We start from the raw sequence: 20,314 nt of genomic DNA, 5'->3' as shown, positions 1-20,314 counted from the left end.
CTCATGACCCCATTGCCCCAAGCAATCCATCGACCCAAAATCCGTCCCAAGCGCACACATCAGCAACTGTTCGGCATGCTGGGCGTCACCCACCACACCGTGAAGTATTGTGTTGAACATGACCAGAGTAACCACCTGGACATGCTTACCCAGGTCGACTCAAGCTTCACCCTCAAGGACAGCCACCCCTTCCGCTATGGTGCGCTTTCAGAACAACTCAATCAGGTAGCAGAACAGTTCGGCTGCTGGACAACCGCCTGCCCACCTATCCTGGCGCAGGCGCAGTTCGACGGCAAGGTCGCTTATCTGGTGGTGCTGACCATGATCGATCGAGCGGTGATTCAATTTGACACCAAACAACAGCTGCTCCAGCTGATAGAGCCCATTCAATGCCTATTCAAGGCGCTGGAACCCTATGGCTGCCCTGAGCCAGGACGAGCGCTCTCATCTGAGCGCCTGGCGAAGTGGTTTGTGCAGTCGGCAGCGATTTCCTACCGTAACGATGCCCGCTGCACAGGGTCTCTCGACAAGGTGAAGGCTGAAAAACAGGCGGTGAAAAGCTGCGACCGCTTGCTCGCCGAAGGTGTGTTCGACACCCTCCCCCCGATGATCCGAGAAACGCTGTATGAGCGTCTCGTGTTCAAGATGGGGCGTCAGCACGCGAATACACAGGCGCGGTCACGGGAGTATTCAGGCGCGGAGCCTGTCTAGGGCAGTCGCCGATTCGCCCGCCAGGGCGGCTCAGCGTTGCGGCTCCTGCCCAAAGCCCCTTACAGCCCCGGTTCGCTCAGGTCGTTCGCCCGCAGAACGGTTTTCACCGGGGGCCGAGCAATCGGGGATTGCACGACTTGCGCATGCAACCAGGCCGGCAGCTGATCAGCGATTTTAAAACAGTCGTTGACCATCAGGTCGTCAACCACTGTTTCTGAGGCAGTGAGTTCAGTGCGCTTGGCCTCATCGAAAACGCGTACGTCGAAGTCCTCCAGGACTTTGATCGGCACACTCATGTGAAACGACTCGGCGGCTGTCTCATAGGCCAGTTCATCCGTGAGTTCCGGGTCTATTTTGACCTGGTAGACGCCGGGTAAAGCGGCATCAAGCACATGGATATCGGTGTCGGCAGAGCGTTGGACAACGGCAACAAGCAGGGAACGGGAGGTCATGGCTAATCCTTGGAAGAAATCGAATAATGGCAGAGGATCCTTTTTCGTCGTTGCGGTCAAGAGCGCCGCGACTTCAAGACTCACCATCCTTTCATCATCCACGTGGCATCAGCTGCGTGTCCACTCCCTGCTTGCGCTGTGCTGCAGCGCCGAGGCGCTCAAAGCCCGATATCACACTCCAGCCTACTGGCCACCAGTGATTCACTCACAAGACCCAGCAGGCACCGGGCAGGCACCAGGGCGTAGAGCGCATCTGCACGCTGGGGCGTGGTGGCATAATCCAGGATTTGTGCATCATCAACGGTTTCCAGGAACAGCCGACTCCACGCAGGAAACTGCCTCGCTAATGCAACGATCGCCTCCATCACCGAATGAGTGGGTTCTACAGACTTCAGCACCGAGCGCCAATCCGCCCCATCGGCAATGAGTGCCCGGATCAAGGTCTGACGATGCTGATCAAGCGAAGCATCCTCCCAGCTCGACATCAGCGCCCTGAGCAGCAGTGTCGCCTGATCCCCCTGATCAGCTCCACGCATCTGCGCGTACAGGCCTGCCAGGTGCTCCGTTGGCGCGTGTACAAGCCAGTGGGCATAGTACTCGGGTAAAAGCGCGCCAGCAGGCTCCTGAAGCGGATTAGGCAGCCCGATGTGCCAGGCCCTCATCACCTGTTGAGCCGCCTGGCTGCTGAGCCAGATTTCCAGCGGGTGCGCGAGGGTGATCCCCGGCATACCGAATGACCAGCCGCCCGCCTCCTTTTCAAAAACCCCAAGTATCAGACAGGGCGCCCTGAAGATCATGCGGGCGTGAATCGGTGTATCCCCTTCGATATCCAGGCCCAAGTTCAACGGTTTGATGATGTCAGAGGAGACAACAAGCAAGCACTTGACGGTTTTCTCATCCAGCCTTGAAAAGTCCAACTCCAGATTGACTTCATTGGCGCATCCCCTGGAAAGTTCAAGGGGTTTACCGATCGGTTCGCCTGCGGCACCCAGTTGCACCCAATCTATTTTCAGTTCAACGATGCGCACGGCACCCTGGCCGAAATCATCAAAGAAATGGGTGTCGGTCAACCTGTCCTTGGTGATTTTTGCTGCAAGCGCATTGCTTGCGAAAAAATGATTGCGCACCCTGTTCTCCAGCACGAACGGCAGTCTGACAAGCCCTGGATGATAGCAAATATCGTTTTATCTGTATATTGACTTGAACCCTGAAATTGCTACTCTAGCTCATCGAAATCGGGGGTTCTTCATGTCCACTATCAGTCCGTGTGTCAGCTGTGGGGCGTGCTGCGCTCATTTCAGGGTCTCGTTTCACTGGATCGAATGCCAGGGCTCGGGCGGGCGCGTCCCAGAGGATCTTGTGGAGCTGGTCACCCCGTCGCGGGTGGCCATGAAAGGCACATGCGGTTCCAATCCGCGTTGCGTGTCATTGCAGGGTGCTGTTGGCGCCAGCGTGGCCTGCGCGATCTATGAGCAGCGCTCCGACCCTTGCCGTGACTTCGATGCTTCCTGGTCAGCCGGCGAGCATAACCCCCGCTGTGATGCCGCACGGGCCGCCCATGGCCTGTTGCCGTTGACCCCGGCTGACTATCCAACCCTCATCCCGCTGAGGGATTCCAGCCTGGCGGCGCACGACTGAGTACCCGCTAACCGCCTGTTTACCCTAATGGAGTATCCCATGTATTTGATTATCCTCAAGCGCTACCTCAGCTGCCTCATCGGCTGGACATTTCTGGCCGCATGCCTTTGGGTGGCGGTGATCTGGCTGGTGGATGGCTGGTTGCCCACGGCGGCTTTTGTGCTTGTCCTCGGTACCGCGCTGTTGTCCATTCCGGTGCGCGTCTACCTGGATTACCGCGAGATCCGTGAGCAGGTATTGCAACTGAACGAAGTGCGCAAAGGCCAGGGCGACCTCACTCCCTACCTGGGCATCCTCGCGGAAAAGATCGCCGAGAAAACCGGTATGCCATCGCTGCTGGTTGAGTTTGTGGTGGGTAAAACCCAAGAGCCCTTGCAAAAGTGGCTGGCCAAGCGCCAGGCTTCAGCTGCACAAGCCAGCGCTTGATGACCCTGCGCTGCGCCCACTCGGTCATGGGCGCAGCGAACTAGGCGGCTATTTTCGGCGAGCGGTCGATTCAACAGCCTGGCCCGACTGTATCAGCAGGATTGCCGCCACGCCCTCCAGGGTAAATAGCACCATCTGCACCAGCACGGCGCCAATGGCGCCAGGCACCATCACCGCCTGTTTCTGCTCCAGCGGCAACTGATGAAACTGCCCCGCCAATAGACACAAGCCCAACTCAGCAACCATGCACAGGGTGAGCATGATCCAACCATGCACCCGCAACCGCCCACGCGAAGCATGCAGAAGGTAGTCCGAAAATTTCTCAGTCAATTTACTCATTAATAGGTTCTCGCATTTTTACAGGCCGCAGCCCTTATCAGATTCCGGAAGTGTCTGTTGCCTACCCAGTGCTTTTCCCAAGATGTTCATGACCTGCTGGGCCTGCGCCTCATCGAGGAAGGGCTCGCCCTGTGCCACAAGCTCCCCTGCGCAGTACACGACCGGGCAATTGGATGCTTGCTGCAGCTCGATTTGCTGTCCGGCTTTGACCTTGGCGAGTGTTGCGCCCATTTCCTTGCCGGTGGCAAAGGCCGTCGAGACCAGAAGCGCCTTACCCCTGTCACCAACCACCTTGAAGTAGAAGGCCCCATTTTCCCGGTAGCTCAAAAACTCAGGCCCATTCGCGACCTTGTGTACGGCCTCATGGACTTTGGGAACAAAAGCGCTGAATGATCTGAGTCCCACCGCGTCCCGCAGCTGCTCCAGAAACGGCCTGGCCACGCCCCTGGCCTTGTGCGCGCCATGCTGGAGAATGCCCTCCAGATCACCAGGATTGGCCATCAAGCGCGAGTAGTGCGCACGCATCGGCTCGATCTGCCTGTTCAGCAGCTCGTACAGGCGCTTTTTAGCTTCGCCCCAGCCGAGCCCATGCACAAGATCGGCGCGATACGCTTGTGCCTCCTCAGAGGTGGAGAAGGCCTGGTAGAGGCTGCACAGGACACTGCCCTCAGGATCTTTGGGCTCACCGGGCAATTTGGAATCCGTGACGATCTGCCCGATCGCTTCCTTCAGCATCTTCGGTGAGGTGAAGAGCGCAATGGTGTTGTCGTAACTCTTGGACATCTTGCGGCCATCAAGGCCTGGCAAAGTCGCCACGCGCTCGTCGACTACCGCTTCGGGCATGACAAACACCGGCACGCCGTTGCCGTAAGCGTTGTTGAAGCGCTGGCCAATATCCTTGGCCATCTCGACGTGCTGGATTTGATCGCGCCCCACGGGCACCTTGTGCGCGTTGAACAGCAAGATGTCGGCGGCCATCAGCACGGGATAGGAAAACAAGCCCATGGAGATGCCGGCATCCGCGTCCTGGCCTGTGGCAATGTTCTTGTCGACCGCCGATTTGTAGGCATGCGAGCGATTCAGGAATCCCTTGGCGCTGATGCAGGTAAGCAACCAGGCCAATTCGGTAATTTCCGGAATATCGGATTGTCGGTAGAACGTGACACGTTCTGGATCCAGCCCCGCAGCCAACCAGGTGGCCGCCACCTCCATGCGCGACTGCTCGATGCGAGACGGGTCATCGCACTTGATCAGGGCGTGGTAATCCGCCAGGAAGAAAAACGACTCCGCCGTAGCGCCCTGGCTGGCTTCAATGGCGGGCCTGATAGCCCCGGCGTAATTGCCAAGGTGCGGGGTACCGGTCGTGGTGATCCCCGTGAGAATTTTGGTCTTCATGGTGCGTTCTCAGTTGTTTCCTTCAGATTGCCACAAGCACCCTGGCGCAAGGCGACACTATTTTTAAGGTTCGATACCCATGCCACGCAGGATCAGAACAGCTGCAAGCTCTTCTGGGCCATGCGCTTGAGCGACGCGTCCTGGCTGTACAGCAGATCATTGACCGACATCCATTTGGCCGACAGGCACTCATTTTTGTTGATGCTGACGTCCTGGCCCTTGGCATTCCAGAACGCAAAGCGAACGTCGATGTGCCAATGCTCAGGCTCGCCTTTCTTTTCGCTGGCGGGGATCTTGTGAATATCGAGGTCGAAGATCTTGCGATCCAGCACGACCAGTTCACCCAGGCCGACCTCTTCCAGCACCTCTCGCAAGGCTGCCTCAAGTGCGGTTTCACCGGGATCCACGTGGCCGCCTGGGGCGACGAAGAACTTGTAAATGCCGTGCTCGATCAGCAGGACATTCGACCGCCCCTTGCTCAGAATCCAGCCCGAGGCGGTGACATGCGCGAGTGACTGCCCTCGGGCAAAGAGGTCACCAGTTCCTTTGATCAAATCCCGAAGAACATGGGCATTTTCGGTCTCTGGGTTGGCCTGTAAATAATCGGCAAGCATCCGGCGCATCAGGGATTGGGGCACGGCAATTTCTCCTGTACGAAAGTCCAGAAATCGTACCACGTATAATCCATATATTGAAGGCTGCCCACCGCACCACATCGCGTCAAAGAAGGGTTTCACCCGCGCCCTCGCAGCGACCTTGGCAGCCAGTCTACCCCCGGCTGCCCTTTGGTCGGTCAGGAGTACATTTGTACTCCGCCTGCATTGATTCGCCCGGATCTCCGGCCCATGCTGAAAGCAGTGCTGCAGGCTTTCGCAACTGAGGATCATGGGTCATGTACGTCAACAATCTTGAGCTCAAGCTCACCAGTCAACCCGAACTGCACGAGCACGAAGGGTTTAGCCGCATTGTTTTCATTGGCGCGGCCAAAGTGATTGACAGTGAAGCATTCGACATGGTCAACCTGATCCGCTGCGCCTATCGCGCAACGCCCGAAAGCGCCAGCGCCATCTTGGCAACACTGGCTGCCGGCAGACGCGTCACCGTTGCCGGCACCTATGAGCCGCAGGCCTTCATGAACTCGTGTGACCACTTGCACCACTTGGCCGTGGATAACCTGGCGCTGAGCCGGAAAAAACCTGCTCGGCAGCTTGAAAGCGAGGCGTCACCCGGTCTGTAGGGCTGGCTTTTGAATGCGGGGCCAATCGCGACCAACAGGTTTGGCTGCTGGCGTACCTGCCGTCAGGCTTGCCGGCTCACGATGACGGAGGTTTGGGGTTGGGGTTGGGGTTGGGGTGACAATGCCTGTCTGACGCCCTACTATGCCCCTTTTCATCAGCCATGATGTCTGCCATGCAAGCCAAGAAGCCTCAGTACGAAATCTACACCTCAATGATGGACGCCGAGATCAAGCAGGTGCGGCAACTGCTTGGAACGTCCCTGGACAAGGACGCTTCGCGGGGAGCGGTACTGGAAGAGCTTTTCAGGCGGGCGCCACAATTTTCAAAGACGCTGTCGATACACATCTATGCCGAGGAATATTTCTGGCTTCGAACGGGGGCCAATATTGTTTTCCCGGCCAGCACCGCGCTACTGGATGCATTGCACACTACGCCCTTCGATAAGCGCTCGGCAGATGCATTCCGACTCCCCTTCCAGAGTTTCATGATCAGCATCCCCAGCGGATACAAGATCGACGGCCTCCGGATCCCCAGCTTTCTGGTCACCTGCATTCCCTACCATCAAACGCAGGAACTCATTACCAGTCCATTCGCCCGGCTTGCCAATCAGCAGAAAGGCATCTTCATCAGGCTGGAAGACTCGCCGCCTGACGACGTCTCCATCAGCATCGCCTACCGCGATCCGATCGGGCCAGCAGCCTATGCGCGCACCCACATCAGTACGCGGCATATCCCCGAGCTTTTGGGTGTCGAGATGGATGTAGAGAGCCGCGAACAAATCAAGCGCTACCCCAACTATCAGGATGTTAGCGACCTGTCAGAGCACGACATGCAGATTCAAAAGGCAATGCTGCGCCTGGTGATCGGTCTGGGTGCACACACCCTCAGCGAAAAGGTCGCCTTCAGTGCGGGCTTCCCTGGTGATCGGGAACCCAAGATGATCGGCAGGTTACCCGCCACCTTCAATGGCCTGACGCTGTCGCTGAAGTAGACAGGCTAGGCGGGCAGTACGGCGTCTGTCGAATGTTCGTCGATCTGTGCGCAGCGATCTTTCAGGATGTTGATCCTACGCCGGCACAGCAGGGAACATGCGATCAGGACGGGGAAAGGCGCCACAATCCAGGGCATGGGGGTATACAGCATGCTCTGGATGATGTGGGTCAGCCACATTACTGCACAAACCGACAGAATGAACAGGTTCAGCTGTTGAAGCCTGATCACTTTCCTGAGCAGTTGCAATTTCAGTACTGACTTATTCATTGAGCCCCCTGTCAAGCCGTGGATTGTAGCGATCAAGGCTGCCTTCGTCAAAAAAGCTAACGACCTCGCTGTTTCTAAATACTGCGCCAATACGCTTTATACTGCTGGAACACGTCTATCCAAGATCGCGACCATGCATAAGCAGAAAATGCCGACCATCCTGATCGCAGGCCAATCATCGCTGACAAATGCGCCATGGCTATTCGAGGGCCTGCGTCCGATTCTCAAAAGCCCGGTTTCGCGGGCCAGCACCCCCTCTCATTCGCTGATGCGGCAAAAACCCTGATGCACCAAATAGACTGCAATCGCCTGGGCACATCCATGCCAAGGCAGTAGTTGAGAAACATGCTGCAGCGGCCATAAACTGGTGGAAGGAAATTGCTGCACAGGCGGAGTCACCTCAGGAGAACTCAATGACCACGATCGCCCTAAGAGTCAGGCCCGGCAAGACGCTCAACCTGGACGACAGCAAATATCTATCGGACAAGATTAGTCAGTGGGCAAAGGGAGTACTTGACCTGGATGCGGTCTTGAAGTTTCTGAATAAAACTTCATTGGACAGGCGGCACCTCGCCTCGGGGGTTATGCAGAAAGGACAACTCATCAAGTCAGCGGCGAGCCGCCACGATGATAACGCCAAATACCCATTTGACCAGCAAGCGGGGAAGACCGCACTTGGCCAGTTGATCCTTCTCCTTGAAAACCTGAGAACCCGTACGGCAGCTGTCTCCAGCATCTGGGAGGAAAACCCACCAAACGATCCAGACTGGATCATCAACATCAGCAAGCACCTGTCTGACCGCGCCGTCTACCTCCTGCTCATCACCAGGCCAGAGCCTGCAGCCATTCGCAGCAAGGCGATGAATATCCTGCCCAGCATCGCACAATCAGTCACGAATGAGCGAAAAGAAGTGATCCTCTCCATGGCAAAAAAGCACAGGAAAATAACTAGGCTGTACGCCGCCACAGGTTGGCAGGAATGCAGAGCACTGGCAACGGAAACTGAAAGGTCTGAGTTGCTTGGGCTTGATCTCGGGATCTAGCAGGTTTCTTACTACAGCCCCATGTCGATCGATAGCTGGTTATCCCAGTTTGCCTCGGACGTGTACTCCAACAACCACCGTGGACGACCATGGTGCTCGTACAAAATGTCATTCTCTGCTGGTGTTGCCTGAATGACGTAGGGCATCAGGAATGGCTGGTCGAGCGTATTCAGCAACGCAACCGCCCAGTGCTTTTGATATTCAAGGCCAATGTCACCCATTAACGCACTCACTACGCTGACAGGGTTGTTGTTGACCGGGTTTCCTGTCTCAAGGGTTGCAACCCAATCAGCTCCCCGCCCGATCATCTCCTGGATCAACTCGTTTTTCAGCGGTGTGATGTCAGCGTAGCGCCATGCCAAGGCGCACTGTTGCAGGGTTTCCGAGCAAAGTGACGTCGGTACGCTGCGAAGATGCTGCATTTTCTGGCTGTCACACCCCCAGGCCACCTGAAGAACGGCTTCGCTGAACGATGCCTGCGCCCCAACACCCTCAGGAGCCAGAAGGTTTGGCCAGGACGTCGACACATAGCACATTGGATTTTTGGGCATCTCAAGCAGTTCGGTCAATATCGCAAAATCGCCCGCAAGAGGAATGCCAGGGGCGCTGAAGCTCGTGCTTTGAAGATCAAAGAGGCCCAGCACCACTAGATTCTCATTGAGAACCGGCGAAAGATCGAATTTGGCCTGATGGATGATCTGCCCTTTGCGATGGACAACAAACTCATAGCTACCCAGATGGGCCAGGCCACCACCTTTTTTATATGGAGATGCGACAAACAACAGTCTTGAGGCATAGGTGGGCAATTTTTCAACGCTCAGAACGATGTTACTTTCAGCATCGAGCATGAAATCGTCTCGGGCATCATTAACCTGCTTAAGCCCCTGCCCATATGAACCGGTATTGCCGTAGTAAATCACATCCTCTTGGCCTTCGAGTTGGCCATCTTCATTGAGCAGGTAGCACGCCAGGTCTACATCAATGTTCTTTTCAATGACCAGCGACAGGATCACTTCACCGGATGACATCTCTTTACCCAGCAGACCAGGAAAGTTTTCCAGCCTTGATTTCCATTCGATATTCATTTTGAAGATGGATTCCGTAAAAATAGCGTGAACCGTTTTACCCCAGTATAAATTTTGAAGAATGTCAGCAGCAACAAGCGGTTGACTTAATTCGAAATGCCGCGCCCACGACCGCGTTAAATCACTCACAGATCGGTAACGCACCCCACGCCGTGGTATAGGCCGGTGACAATAAATCCCTGCGCATCGACCAGGACGGATCCCGCTTCAGGCGAGCCGAGTGTATGGCCTGTTTCCCATACCGCAGATTAATCAGATCCATCACGGCGCCCAGCTTGTCACAGGACTCGCTTTGCGCCTCGGCAAACAAATCCGGGGTGAATTCCCCGCGTTGATGCAGATCGCTCAACCTGACCGAGCATTTGGCATAGTTGAATCCTGGTCGAAAGATCCTCTCCAGGCCACCCAGGGCAGCCCTGATTAGCAACCGTGTGTCGTCCGAAGGATTGCTCAACGACACTTCTGTCGCGTTGTAGTAGCGCCTGGAGGGGGACTCATGCATGCCTGTCTGAAGGGATACGCCAATACGCTGGCACAGGGATCGCTGACCCCGAAGCTTTTCCGCAGCACCCGTGGCGTAGCTAGCGGCGGCTTGGCGCAGCTCATCGAGCGACTGGATGCGCCGACCAAACATGCATGACTTCATGATTTCCTGGCGCGGCGGGGGGCTGTGGTGCAACTTCAGGCACGCTTCACCGCTGAGCTCTCTGGCCGTGCGCTCGACGTTGACGTTGAACATTTTGCGCAGGGATTTGTGATCGTAGTGGGCCAACTGCCAGGCCGTGTCGATGTTCATCAAGCCCAACTGGGCGCCAAGCTGGCGGCCAATGCCCCATATCTCACCGATCGGTGCCAGGCGCATCAGCTTTTCCTGGCGCTTTGGGTCAGTGAGATCCACCACACCTCCGGTGGCGGGCCATGTCTTGGAGGCCCACTGCGCCAGCTTGGCCAGCGTTTTGGTGGTGGAAATACCGATTCCGACCGGAAGCCCGACCTCCCGATAAACCTTCTGCTTCAGGTGGCGCCCAAACACCTCCAGCGACCCTGATATGCCATCTAGGTCGGCCCAGCTTTCATCGATACTGTAAACTTCCGCGTCGCACACTTCGCCATGGATGACCTGCATGACCCTGGCGGACATGTCGGCATACAAGGCATAGTTGCTTGAAAACACATGTACATTATGATGTTCAAGAAATGCACGGCGCTGGAAGAATGGCTCCCCCATCTTAAGGCCAAGTTTCTTGGCTTGAGCGTTTCGTGCAATTATGCAGCCATCGTTGTTCGACAACACAACAGCGGCCTGCCCGTGCAAGTCTGGCCTGAACAACAACTCGCAAGAGACATAAAACGAGTTGACGTCAATCAACGCAAACCGCTTCATAGCACCCTGTGACGGACATCCCTGAGCACAAAATCGACAACACCCCAAAGTTCAATGGTTTCGGAGTGTTCTAACTGTGCACGGCGTCCTCTTTTGTCCACAATATACAACTTGAAGGCGCCTGGTTTGCCCTCGGCGAGACAAATCCGGTGCCGGCCATCCACTGCCACGATGGCGATGCGCCCATCAGAAAGTTCCGACTTGCGATTGAGGATCAATATGTCCTTGGCATGCAGGCCAAGGCCCGCCAGCGCTTCGCTCTGCAGGCGCCAGGGGAAGATGTGCGGTGCGCCGATCATGGTCAGCTCATCCAGGGACAGCTTGGGACATTCATAGTCGGCAGCCGGTGACGCAAAGCCTGTAACCTGCAGCTTTGGAGCGAGACGTTCGAGGTGATCTATCCGTTTTCCGGGGGTGCTGAAGGCTTCGCTCATGGGTTTGATCTGACTGGAAAGGCTGTACATTTATCCAGCCTCCGAGGTGATCTGTCAAGACTGCCAGGTCGCGCCCAGGGGGGAGGCCTCGATTGGACAGAAGGAAAGGAGCGTCGAGTTGTTGAGCGACAACACGCCGAAATGGGGTATGCCAGGGGTTACAAATGATGAAGCAGTGCAGTCACTTTCAGTGAACAATTTGCTCCCAGCTAAGTTAAATTTGTGGTTTATCAGACATCAGAAAAAATTTGATTGGCACTGCATGCTGAACTTGAAGTTTTGGCCGTGGTTATAAGTTCAAGAGCAACCCATTGCTATCACTTCACGAGGTTTCGTTACGGACACGGCGCGCTCAAAGTCAAGTCGACCTGGATCAGGGACGTATTTGAAAACACCTTCATGAACATCAAACTTCACTTCGGCCAAATACTCCGTGTTGAAATTCTGCACATCACAGAATGCCTCAGCAGCGGCATCCAGACTGGCGAAGCCGATCGACCAGTAGTCGAATGTGTTGGAGCCTGCCTTCCCACCCAGGTTTTGATGGCAGCCGATCACCTGATAACGGAAGAGGATATTCTCATCGCTTTTCACCAAAATTGCGTGCGAAGCCCAGCTTTGCCCTTTGGCCTGTTTTCGAGGCGTTGCGCGCAGCACAACAGGCTCTGCACGCGGGTCGTAGCGCTCGATGGCCGCCATCAGGCCACGATCAGCAAGAATTGATTCGAGCACATCCTCTTTCAGTAATGGCTTCACGGCAAAGCTCCGAGCAATGTTCAGGCAGGCTGGCCTATTCTCATTGCATTCTGCATGGCTGTATTTCCCGAGTCAATTTACGTTTAACTCGTACTTTTTTGAGGGCGCATTTAATCGAGCGGCGATAGCCGCTAACTGAATCAACCCTTCTGCGGTGGCTAGGGATGTTCGAACTCCCGTACTGACCCGTTGCAGAGGGTTGTCGCACCCTTCAGCGCAAAGATCGCAAGAAGCGCCTTCGCCGAGACCAAAGGTGTCACCGCCTGGCTTTCGCCCAACCCAGGCCGGCCAGGTGGTTGTCGCTTTACCATGGCGAGGGTATCCTTCTGGGCTTCACTCCACGACCGACCTGACATGTCTTTGCCAAAGCCTTCAGACCTCAACGAAATCCTGCGGCCCGCAGCACAGCAAGATGCGTTTACCGAGGAACTGCAAGGGCCCGACTATCGCTTCATGGCGGCCAAGGTTCTCCCCGATGGCACCTACGTCGGGATTCAAGGGCTGCTAACCACATATGCGATCTGCATTGGCATCACTCCGATGACAGCCTTCCAACGTCGCTACTGCTACTTGCACCTGGGCGACTGTATAGAAGCCTACTCCAACCTGAAGCAAGGTGAAGATGTGCCAATCGGGTGGGTCGCCAGGCGTCCGGAAACCCTCGAAGATATCGAGGCGAAGCGGCGACCGCCTCGCAATCAATGAGGGGACTTACCCCTGGCCCAAGCCGATGTTGCTTTGGGCAACATACCGAAGCAATGTGACCCGGTACTCGTTGAGCGCAGACTTGATGCGCTCAATCTTCTCGCCGTCTGAGAGCCCCGATGCTGCGATCTCAAAGACCATGTCGGCCACATAATCGGTTGCGACCTCTTCTGCCGGCGCCTGCATGTGTCGATTGATCAGATCGAGCGGATTGCTGATCTTGCCGGCATCAAAGCCAGGTAAGGTTTTGGGTGTCATTGCGCTGCTCCATGGGTGATGGCCAGCGCTACCTGCGAAGCCAGTTCTACGATCGTCGTTTTCTTGCTGGCGCTGCCCTGCAACAGCAGGTTGGCCTGGGGATGGCCGATGGCCAAATGCAGCCCTGCCAGGTGATCATGCTTCAGCAGCGCTTGCACGGTTTTGACCAATTCCGGGCTGTTCAGCGCGTTGCAGAATGCACTGTCCTTCGTGCCTGCGGCAAAGATCAGGTGCCTGATGTCCATGGCGCTGGAGAACGCCTTTGTAAGCGCTAGCCTGAGCGACTCAAGCCCAGGCGGCCCTGCCAGGGGCAGCACCTTGACACACGAAAGCAGCAAGTCCGGGTTCTGGACGCCCTTTGGCAGCCGGCTATGAACTTCCTGCAGGAAGGCCTTCGTGGCAATTTCGTCCTGTGGCCCGATCACATACCAGCTTTGGGTCGCCGACTTGAATCGCTCATTGACCCATCGCATGTCGCTCGCTGCATAGAGGCTCGGAATAGCCACGGCAGACAACTCTGAGGGTTCCAGGTTGAATTCCCCATTGATCGCCGGGTAAGCCGCTTTGTGGATGAAGCAAGTGGCCACTGAGGTTTGATCCAGCAGCCGCTGAGGATCAAGCTCGTGTGTTCGCACCAGTGCAAGGCTTGCCTCATCGTCCGTGGGCAGCACGATCTTCGTGCGAATTTGTCCGAGCAGGGCTTTGGACTGTGACTCTCCGAGTTTGTGCTGCAGGGCGCTCAGGGAGCTGGAACCCATCACATTGATCGCCGCGCCGGATCGACTGCCCGCAAACCAGACCAGATCCTCTTTCCGAAGGTACTCGGCACCCTCATCAGCAACGAAAAAGCTTTTCCATTTGGAGCCTCCGGGGGCTGCGGCGTGTTCAGCCGGAGTCAGTCCCGCCACCATTTGCCGATAAGCCTCAGTCAGGGCTTGCGCCACCAGCCCTGATGCATCTCCGAACAAGGTGCTGGGCATATCCAGGCAAATGGTCTTCTGGCGATCCACAACCAGCTGCTTCAGGGGCAACGGCTTTCCACCTGCACAGAGCTTGTTGCGGATCCGGCTATCCACCCAGAACGGGCGAAGGGCGTTCAGGATGGGCAGCAGCCGGTTGACGGGCGCTTGCGCCACCCCATCCGAGTAAGACGACCCGTGGACATTCAACAAGCCCAGCGGATCAGCGAGGTTGATCGCAAGTTCAGTGGCCATGAAGCCTGGGAGGGTGGCCGCCTGATGCTGCAGGTACCGATCAATCGCTGTCACTGTCTGGGAAGGGTTGGCCAAGGCTTCATAGAGGTCTGCCAGAGTTGGGGCGACGCGCATCGACTCCTTGAGGTAGCCATACACCAGCATCGCATCATTGACGCCCCCAAGCCCTTCCATGCCGATGACGCTGCCAAGCATTGACCGCAGGCCCTCGGGGGAGATCGCATCAAGCAGGTTGACCGGGTGTACCTGATCAGACACACCGATGAACACCAGCTTTTGCTTGTGCCGCTCCACCAAGCGACTCACACTTGCCAAACTGGAATCCAGCAGAAGCCCGGAATGCCCCAGTTGCATCAATCGATCAAGGATGGGCGCAATTACCAGTGAGGCGCGATCGTGAAAGCTTCCACCAATGACCAGCGCAGACGCCATCAGATCGTCATCGGTGAGAAAAAAGGGGTTCTGATCTTTCGTCACGTCCCGGAAATTCAAAACGTGGTTGGAAGGAGGCTGCAATCGATTCTTGGACATGGCTGTCTTCTTGTTTTAGGGATGACCACTCGCAACCGGAAGATCAAGGCGGTCATACCTGTGAAATTTCCAACAATATACACGATAATCGGTTAGCCGACATGCTTGGCTTGTTGAGGGTCGAAGCGTGATGCTGTCGCCCTGTCAGGCGCTAGACGTCAACAAGAGGTGGTCGGTGCGGCGGTCTTTTCAGCACTGAGTCCTGGCGCACGAGGCGCCCGAAATCACTGATAACAGCCTCAGGGCGTTTGTCATCAAAACATCCATAGAGCCAGATTTCATTTGCCGATGCCACCCTGAGCGACAATGTAAATGCTGGCTTTGCCAGCTTGATGTACCAGTAATCAAGCAGTTGCTGTTGTGCATGCAGCCCAGAGGCATCCAGCATCAGATCCTGGGTGGGATGTCGCAAGCAACTGTGGTGAGGCATGCCCAATTCATCTTCAAGCACCATCACGATCGCGGAGGGGGCGAGTGAGGCCAGCCCGGAAGTCAACGCGAAGCCGGCTTCTGACTCGTAGTGTGCCTGCATGGGTGCACGCAAGGCGTTTTGAGGGTTGGGCCAGGAGATGATTTCAGGCGCTGCTTTCGAAAACCGCCGCATGAACTGCACCGCGTGATCAAACGCGTCTGCATCAAATTCCATGGCTGAATTTTGTTGGCATTCCCAGGGGGTGGGCTGGGGGTTTACTCGATTGGCAAGCATCTGAATCCTCCAAAGATGTTGCACACGATACCACAACTCAATTTGCAGGTAATTCGAAATGCAGTTTTTCCTGACAAACGCAGATCGCGTTTTGACTTCACTCCCAGGCATTCTCTAAAATGAAGCAATTCCCCCTACCAATCATGGAAAGAATTGATGAACAACCCGTTGAAAACGATCAAAACCGGCAGCCACGCCATCGGACTTGGTTTGAACGATGACAACAAGGCTGTTTGCCTGATCGTGAGTGCCGATTCACTGGCCGAAGGGGGCGATCTGGCGATTCAGGCTGCTTACTATCTGCTTGAAGGCGACGACATTCGCCTGAGCGGCCCAAAGGGCTCCGTGATCATTGAGGGGGTCTCACAGATGTGCAAGGACGCGGCGCAGAAAAAACTGCCTATCATCGCTGTCGATCCAGCCAGCCAACAAGAAGAACAAATCGACTGCCTGGCGAATGCTACCGCCGACGTCTACAAGGAGCAAGGACATGAGTGAGACCCAAAAACCCTGGAAATCAAGGCTGCTTGAAAGCCTGGGTGTCACCAGCACCGCGATTCAGACCTCCGGGCCTAAGGGTAAAGCCTGTGGCCTGGCGCTGGCGGCGGCCTTCACCTGTGCGCTGGGCGGCGTCAGCCTCGACACCCAGGCGGCTGAACCGATCAAGAAGGAAAGCGCCTCGGAAGCGGCCTCTACAGTTGCCTACAGCGTTGTGGGCATCGAGGAAGGCGACGGCGTGCTTGATCGCAGCACCAAGGTGGCCGCAACGCTGGGGAAAATTGTCATGTCTCCTCAAACTGAAGTGCTGAGTATGGGTGCCCAGGCTGCAGCGGGATCAGCAGCTGGGGCCGGGACTGAATCATCGTTGAACGGCAAGCACGTCGCAGGCTTGGTCGGCACGGCTGTGGGGGTTTCGGTTGCTGCTCCGGTCTATGCCGGCCTGATGGTCATCAGTCAGGTGCATGACAGCTACGTTTACGTTCAGGAATCTCAAGAACGGGCCGTGAAGGTCAAGATGGAGGAAGTGGAGGAACGGGTTGCCAGCGTCAAGGATCAATTCACGCAGGAAATCCGGATGGAGGATCGCAAAAACCGCCAATCCTGGCCTGAGGACAGAAAGGCCTTCGATCAGAAACGCATGTACGACATGGCCGTGGGCAGTGTCAGCCAGGGCGAAGAATTGAGCGAAGAGGTTCAGATTCGCTATGACATTGAGCAGCAGGTTGTGGCAGCCGGTGGTACGCCAGAGCCCTGGTTTGAACAATTTAGTGAAGTGAAGGAGCAGCTGGCCGCTGACTACCAGGCAAAGACCAGTCAAATGCTGGCGGCTGCTGAAAGCCTGGGTCAGGAAGCCACCACCGGCACGGTTATTGAAAAAATTGACCTGAATGCGGCTTTTGGCGGTGGTGGCCTCAAAACTAGCAACAAGAATTTTTCGGTTTACTCAAAGGATTCGGGCAAAAAACACGACCAGGAATTGGGTCGTTGAGCGCATTGTGGTTTTAGCCCTGCTCCAGGCTAACTGGGGCATGATTCGACACAAGGAATTCTGCAGGATGCGCTTGAAAAAGATTCTCCCGGCTTTGTTCCCCAGCTTGGTCGAAATCCCCTCTGCTCAGGCCAGAGGGCTGAATGCGAAACTCACTGTCAGTCTGATTCGTCGCTATAGCCGGGGTAACCTCAACCTGTTCCGGGGCCGCTTCGTGACGGCGGAGCAGCTCGAACTGCGTAAACAGACATTGGCCAGGCATGCATTCTAAACACAGCAATGCCGAAACCGCCTGCACGGCGGTATCGTCATTGGATCAATCAAGATCAATCTCGACCCTGCAATGCGGGCAATGGCCATCGGCTTCGCCTCGCTGCGCCAGTGTCAGGGACTTTCGGCAACTCCAGCACTGAATGGTCTTGCCGGCAGGGGTGGCTTGCTTTTCGACTGCCTGGCCGGAGGCTGTCGCAGAGATGACCTGCTCCTGGTTGGCAGCGATAAACTCATGCACTTGATCCCGCACCTCTGTGTCACAAAAGCCCCATGTCATCGCCTGGGCAAAGATCTTGTCCGGCAGGATCAGGATAACGGCCTTGATCTGTTCACTGGAAACATCGCCTTGCCCCAGCACTTCACTCAACGCATCGGAGACTGGCCAGAGGTCTGAAGATTCACTGGGCGTGTTGGCCCAATAGGCTTCGCGTACCGCTTGCTGGCGGAGGGCTCGGTAGTCATTTTTCTCAATCATAATGTCGCGTCCACAGCCTTCAAAGAATGTCGATTTTGCCTTATATTGATTTTATGCACCAGCAATAATTTTCACTCCGGCTGCATTTTCCCGATACGAATTATTGCCGTGCCGAATTCCAATTATCCAAGGATTTTCGCCGTGTTCAATGCCATCCTTCGCCAATGGGCGATGATCGTGTGTACCCTCCTCCTGATCCTCACCACTTATGCCGCCCTCCATGACCTCATCACCCCTTGGGCGATTGCGCCCTGGCTGATCCTAGTTATCGTTGGGATTCTCGACTTGTCCCAAAAGACCCATGCGGTGAGGCACAACTACCCCATCATCGGGAACATGCGGTATCTGCTTGAAGATTTAAGACCAGCAATACGGCAGTACTTTTTTGAAGGTGACCATGAGAAGGTGCCATTCTCTCGTTCGCAGCGCAGCATGGTCTACCGCAGAGCTCGCAACATTGCCGCCGACAAAGCCTTCGGCACCCTGGACAACCTGTACGGCTCGGATCACGAGTTCATCAGCCATTCGATCACGCCGGTTTCGGTTGACCCTACAAAACTGCGCATTACCCTGGGTGGCCCCGAGTGTACTCAACCCTACTCAGCCTCCCTCATGAACATCAGTGCCATGTCCTTTGGCAGCCTTTCCGCCAATGCCATCCGGGCGCTCGGCAGGGGCGCCAGGCGCGGGGGATTTGCCCTGGACACGGGTGAAGGCGGTCTTTCCCGCCACCACGAGGCTGAAGGCAGCGACATCATCTGGGAAATCGGCAGTGGTTACTTCGGCTGCCGGAACGAAGACGGCACGTTCAGCCCTGAGCTGTTCAGGGTCAATGCCACCAAGCCCCAGGTGAAAGCCCTCCTCCTTAAGCTCAGCCAAGGGGCGAAACCGGGGCATGGCGGCATTCTACCGTCTCACAAGGTCAGTCCGGAAATCGCAGCCGCCAGGGGTGTGCCAGTCGGCGTCGACTGTGTGTCTCCGGCGTCCCACAGTGCCTTTAGCGGGCCACTTGGCATGATGGAATTTATTGGCCAGATGCGTGAGCTGTCAGGTGGCAAGCCGGTTGGGTTCAAACTGTGCATCGGTCGTCCGATCGAAGCTGCCGCACTGATCAAGGCGATGTTGCACGCTCAAATCTTCCCTGATTTCATAGTCATCGACGGCTCGGAAGGTGGTACGGGCGCGGCGCCGGAAGAGTTCTCCGACAACATGGGTATGCCCCTGCGTGATGGCCTGATCCTGATGCACAATCTGCTGCGCGGCGCGGGTATCCGCGAACGGATCAAGCTGGGCTGCAGCGGCAAGATCATCAGCGGCTTTGACATCGTGCGCCTGCTCGCCTTGGGGGCCGACTACTTCAACGTTGCACGCGGCTTCATGTTCAGCCTTGGCTGCATTCAGGCCCAGAGCTGTGGCTCCAATCGCTGCCCAACCGGGATCGCCACGCAAGATCCTATTCGGCAGAAAGCACTGGATGTGGAGGACAGAAGCCACCGGGTCACCAACTTCCAGCGCAATACGCTGCAGTCCGTGGCCGAGATCCTGGGAGCGGCGGGCATCGATTCCAGTGACGAGTTGACCGCCGAACGCATTCAAAAGCGCGTCTCGGACAGCAAAATCGTAACCTATGCCGCCCTCTATCCGTTCCTGCATCATGGAGAGCTACTCAATGGCCACTCCATGAACACGGAGTACCGTGAGTTGTGGGCCAGCGCCAGGCATGACACGTTCTGATCCCGCGTGGTGTTGACGGTTGTGTTGCGCAGCCGTCAACCTGAGTTAAAAGCGCATTCGAAAAAGAAGAAAGCCCCGATGAGCACCACTTACAACTTTTGGCATGGTTCCCGCCGCTGGGAAGGTGAGCCGCGCATCCACGGCCCCAGAAAGGGCCGTGATGGGAATGGGCCAGGCCTGCACGTGACCACCTGGTTTGATACGGCAGCCGAGTATGCCAAACAGGGGGGATCGGTGCGTCGGATTGTCATAACCCCACGCCTGGCCCTCCAGGACACTGCGCTATCGCTCTCCGATGCCATGGATTTTGTCACCACTGTGATCACCAAGTCCAAGCAGGAAGAGATTCTGGAGCGCTTGATGCGCCGAGCCAACAACGTCCAGCTCCACGACCGGGTGTTGCTCGGGAACGATACACACCATGTCCATGCCGAGACATTGCTGGTGATGTGTGTAAACGGCAACCTTGCCCTGGGCAGCAAGGGTGAAGCCTTGGCGGAATTCTACGCCGGTCAGGGTATCGACTGGGCTTATGAGCGCGCCCGAGGCCGTGATGAGTTTTGGGGGGTGATTTTCAACCCGAAAATCATCGACAGCTACGACCGAGTCAGGGCCGCCGACATTCCGCTTGATCAGCGTGATTTCCCGTCGCCGGAACAACAGCGTGAGCTGGCCATCGAAAATTTGAAACAACCGTCTGCCAGGAATATCTGGCTGCCCGGCGATCCCTCGATCTGAGGAGTTGAAGTACCCTGGCCAGGGCTTCGG

The 20,314-nt window shown here is 56.3% G+C and carries 26 protein-coding genes; 12 read left to right on the top strand and 14 right to left on the bottom strand.

What is annotated here, in order from left to right:
- Positions 1-3 precede the first annotated feature (3 nt).
- Positions 4-711: a hypothetical protein gene (locus ACLCGK_RS07300; RefSeq protein WP_410951665.1), complete on the top strand. Its 708-nt coding sequence runs from the start codon at positions 4-6 to the stop codon at positions 709-711.
- 59 nt (positions 712-770) lie between these two features.
- On the opposite strand, the gene ACLCGK_RS07295 is transcribed toward ACLCGK_RS07300, so the two are convergent.
- Positions 771-1,163, bottom strand: a complete 393-nt coding sequence (locus tag ACLCGK_RS07295; RefSeq protein ID WP_410951664.1) for a hypothetical protein — start codon at positions 1,161-1,163, stop codon at positions 771-773.
- 158 nt (positions 1,164-1,321) lie between these two features.
- Positions 1,322-2,290, bottom strand: a complete 969-nt coding sequence (locus tag ACLCGK_RS07290) for a hypothetical protein (protein WP_410951663.1) — start codon at positions 2,288-2,290, stop codon at positions 1,322-1,324.
- A 121-nt stretch (positions 2,291-2,411) separates the two neighbouring features.
- Here ACLCGK_RS07290 and ACLCGK_RS07285 point away from each other — a divergent pair, with 121 nt between their 5' ends.
- A complete protein-coding gene (locus ACLCGK_RS07285; RefSeq protein ID WP_410951662.1) occupies positions 2,412-2,801 on the top strand; it encodes a YkgJ family cysteine cluster protein in 390 nt (129 codons plus the stop codon).
- Positions 2,802-2,840: 39 nt separating this feature from the next.
- Entirely contained in the window at positions 2,841-3,227 is a 387-nt protein-coding gene (locus tag ACLCGK_RS07280) for a hypothetical protein (protein WP_410951661.1), read from the top strand.
- A gap of 48 nt (positions 3,228-3,275) precedes the next feature.
- Here ACLCGK_RS07280 and ACLCGK_RS07275 read toward each other — a convergent pair whose 3' ends face one another.
- From ACLCGK_RS07275 to ACLCGK_RS07265, 3 genes are all read right to left on the bottom strand, one after another.
- On the bottom strand, positions 3,276-3,566 hold the full coding sequence (locus ACLCGK_RS07275) for a hypothetical protein (RefSeq protein WP_056798085.1): 291 nt from the start codon (positions 3,564-3,566) through the stop codon (positions 3,276-3,278).
- 18 nt (positions 3,567-3,584) lie between these two features.
- Entirely contained in the window at positions 3,585-4,961 is a 1,377-nt protein-coding gene (locus tag ACLCGK_RS07270) for a tryptophan--tRNA ligase (RefSeq protein WP_410951660.1), read from the bottom strand.
- Between the two features lie 92 nt (positions 4,962-5,053).
- Positions 5,054-5,698, bottom strand: a complete 645-nt coding sequence (locus ACLCGK_RS07265) for an NUDIX hydrolase (protein ID WP_410951659.1) — start codon at positions 5,696-5,698, stop codon at positions 5,054-5,056.
- 155 nt (positions 5,699-5,853) lie between these two features.
- On the opposite strand from ACLCGK_RS07265, the gene ACLCGK_RS07260 reads away from it, so the two are divergent.
- The gene (locus tag ACLCGK_RS07260) at positions 5,854-6,198 is read left to right on the top strand and encodes a hypothetical protein (RefSeq protein WP_410951658.1); all 345 of its coding nucleotides are present in this window, start codon (positions 5,854-5,856) and stop codon (positions 6,196-6,198) included.
- 173 nt (positions 6,199-6,371) lie between these two features.
- Positions 6,372-7,190, top strand: coding sequence for a hypothetical protein (locus ACLCGK_RS07255; RefSeq protein WP_056798071.1), 819 nt, complete (start codon positions 6,372-6,374; stop codon positions 7,188-7,190).
- A 5-nt stretch (positions 7,191-7,195) separates the two neighbouring features.
- Here ACLCGK_RS07255 and ACLCGK_RS07250 read toward each other — a convergent pair whose 3' ends face one another.
- The gene (locus ACLCGK_RS07250) at positions 7,196-7,459 is read right to left on the bottom strand and encodes a hypothetical protein (RefSeq protein WP_056798069.1); all 264 of its coding nucleotides are present in this window, start codon (positions 7,457-7,459) and stop codon (positions 7,196-7,198) included.
- A gap of 413 nt (positions 7,460-7,872) precedes the next feature.
- Between ACLCGK_RS07250 and ACLCGK_RS07245 the strand changes: the two genes are divergently transcribed.
- Positions 7,873-8,502 carry a hypothetical protein gene (locus ACLCGK_RS07245; protein WP_410951657.1) on the top strand — a complete coding sequence of 210 codons (630 nt, stop codon included), beginning with the start codon at positions 7,873-7,875 and terminating at the stop codon, positions 8,500-8,502.
- Positions 8,503-8,513: 11 nt separating this feature from the next.
- Here ACLCGK_RS07245 and ACLCGK_RS07240 read toward each other — a convergent pair whose 3' ends face one another.
- The 4 genes from ACLCGK_RS07240 to ACLCGK_RS07225 all read right to left on the bottom strand — a co-directional run bounded on the left by ACLCGK_RS07240 (position 8,514) and on the right by ACLCGK_RS07225 (position 12,161).
- Positions 8,514-9,716: a TerD family protein gene (locus tag ACLCGK_RS07240; protein ID WP_410951656.1), complete on the bottom strand. Its 1,203-nt coding sequence runs from the start codon at positions 9,714-9,716 to the stop codon at positions 8,514-8,516.
- Positions 9,709-10,956 (bottom strand): translesion error-prone DNA polymerase V subunit UmuC, encoded by a 1,248-nt coding sequence (gene umuC, locus ACLCGK_RS07235; protein WP_410951655.1) that lies wholly within the window; start codon positions 10,954-10,956, stop codon positions 9,709-9,711. The genes ACLCGK_RS07240 and umuC overlap by 8 nt, the downstream gene beginning before the upstream one ends.
- Before the next feature lie 11 nt (positions 10,957-10,967).
- On the bottom strand, positions 10,968-11,435 hold the full coding sequence (locus ACLCGK_RS07230; RefSeq protein WP_410951654.1) for a peptidase S24/S26 domain-containing protein: 468 nt from the start codon (positions 11,433-11,435) through the stop codon (positions 10,968-10,970).
- Positions 11,436-11,702: 267 nt separating this feature from the next.
- Positions 11,703-12,161 carry a hypothetical protein gene (locus tag ACLCGK_RS07225; RefSeq protein ID WP_410951653.1) on the bottom strand — a complete coding sequence of 153 codons (459 nt, stop codon included), beginning with the start codon at positions 12,159-12,161 and terminating at the stop codon, positions 11,703-11,705.
- Positions 12,162-12,515: 354 nt separating this feature from the next.
- Here ACLCGK_RS07225 and ACLCGK_RS07220 point away from each other — a divergent pair, with 354 nt between their 5' ends.
- The gene (locus ACLCGK_RS07220) at positions 12,516-12,866 is read left to right on the top strand and encodes a hypothetical protein (RefSeq protein ID WP_410951652.1); all 351 of its coding nucleotides are present in this window, start codon (positions 12,516-12,518) and stop codon (positions 12,864-12,866) included.
- A gap of 6 nt (positions 12,867-12,872) precedes the next feature.
- Here the strand turns inward: ACLCGK_RS07220 and ACLCGK_RS07215 are convergent, their stop codons facing one another.
- From ACLCGK_RS07215 to ACLCGK_RS07205, 3 genes are all read right to left on the bottom strand, one after another.
- The gene (locus ACLCGK_RS07215; RefSeq protein WP_410951651.1) at positions 12,873-13,124 is read right to left on the bottom strand and encodes a hypothetical protein; all 252 of its coding nucleotides are present in this window, start codon (positions 13,122-13,124) and stop codon (positions 12,873-12,875) included.
- Entirely contained in the window at positions 13,121-14,869 is a 1,749-nt protein-coding gene (locus ACLCGK_RS07210; RefSeq protein ID WP_410951650.1) for a hypothetical protein, read from the bottom strand. The genes ACLCGK_RS07215 and ACLCGK_RS07210 overlap by 4 nt, the downstream gene beginning before the upstream one ends.
- Positions 14,870-15,020: 151 nt before the next feature.
- Positions 15,021-15,575, bottom strand: a complete 555-nt coding sequence (locus ACLCGK_RS07205) for a hypothetical protein (RefSeq protein ID WP_410951649.1) — start codon at positions 15,573-15,575, stop codon at positions 15,021-15,023.
- A 156-nt stretch (positions 15,576-15,731) separates the two neighbouring features.
- Between ACLCGK_RS07205 and ACLCGK_RS07200 the strand changes: the two genes are divergently transcribed.
- The 3 genes from ACLCGK_RS07200 to ACLCGK_RS07190 all read left to right on the top strand — a co-directional run bounded on the left by ACLCGK_RS07200 (position 15,732) and on the right by ACLCGK_RS07190 (position 17,335).
- The gene (locus tag ACLCGK_RS07200) at positions 15,732-16,073 is read left to right on the top strand and encodes a hypothetical protein (RefSeq protein WP_410951648.1); all 342 of its coding nucleotides are present in this window, start codon (positions 15,732-15,734) and stop codon (positions 16,071-16,073) included.
- Complete coding sequence (locus ACLCGK_RS07195) at positions 16,066-17,064, top strand: hypothetical protein (RefSeq protein WP_410951647.1); 999 nt, start codon at positions 16,066-16,068, stop codon at positions 17,062-17,064. Before ACLCGK_RS07200 ends, ACLCGK_RS07195 begins: the two co-directional genes overlap by 8 nt.
- A gap of 67 nt (positions 17,065-17,131) precedes the next feature.
- Positions 17,132-17,335 carry a hypothetical protein gene (locus ACLCGK_RS07190; RefSeq protein ID WP_410951646.1) on the top strand — a complete coding sequence of 68 codons (204 nt, stop codon included), beginning with the start codon at positions 17,132-17,134 and terminating at the stop codon, positions 17,333-17,335.
- Between the two features lie 45 nt (positions 17,336-17,380).
- On the opposite strand, the gene ACLCGK_RS07185 is transcribed toward ACLCGK_RS07190, so the two are convergent.
- A complete protein-coding gene (locus tag ACLCGK_RS07185; RefSeq protein ID WP_056798031.1) occupies positions 17,381-17,812 on the bottom strand; it encodes a hypothetical protein in 432 nt (143 codons plus the stop codon).
- 171 nt (positions 17,813-17,983) lie between these two features.
- On the opposite strand from ACLCGK_RS07185, the gene ACLCGK_RS07180 reads away from it, so the two are divergent.
- Together ACLCGK_RS07180 and ACLCGK_RS07175 are read left to right on the top strand one after the other, a co-directional pair.
- Entirely contained in the window at positions 17,984-19,546 is a 1,563-nt protein-coding gene (locus ACLCGK_RS07180; RefSeq protein WP_056800071.1) for an FMN-binding glutamate synthase family protein, read from the top strand.
- A gap of 78 nt (positions 19,547-19,624) precedes the next feature.
- On the top strand, positions 19,625-20,284 hold the full coding sequence (locus tag ACLCGK_RS07175) for a hypothetical protein (RefSeq protein WP_410951645.1): 660 nt from the start codon (positions 19,625-19,627) through the stop codon (positions 20,282-20,284).
- Positions 20,285-20,314 lie beyond the last annotated feature (30 nt).

This window comes from Pseudomonas sp. S1(2024), from assembly GCF_046557535.1.
Note: the sequence above shows the minus strand (reverse complement) of the source record. Positions and strands in the feature narration are given on the sequence as shown.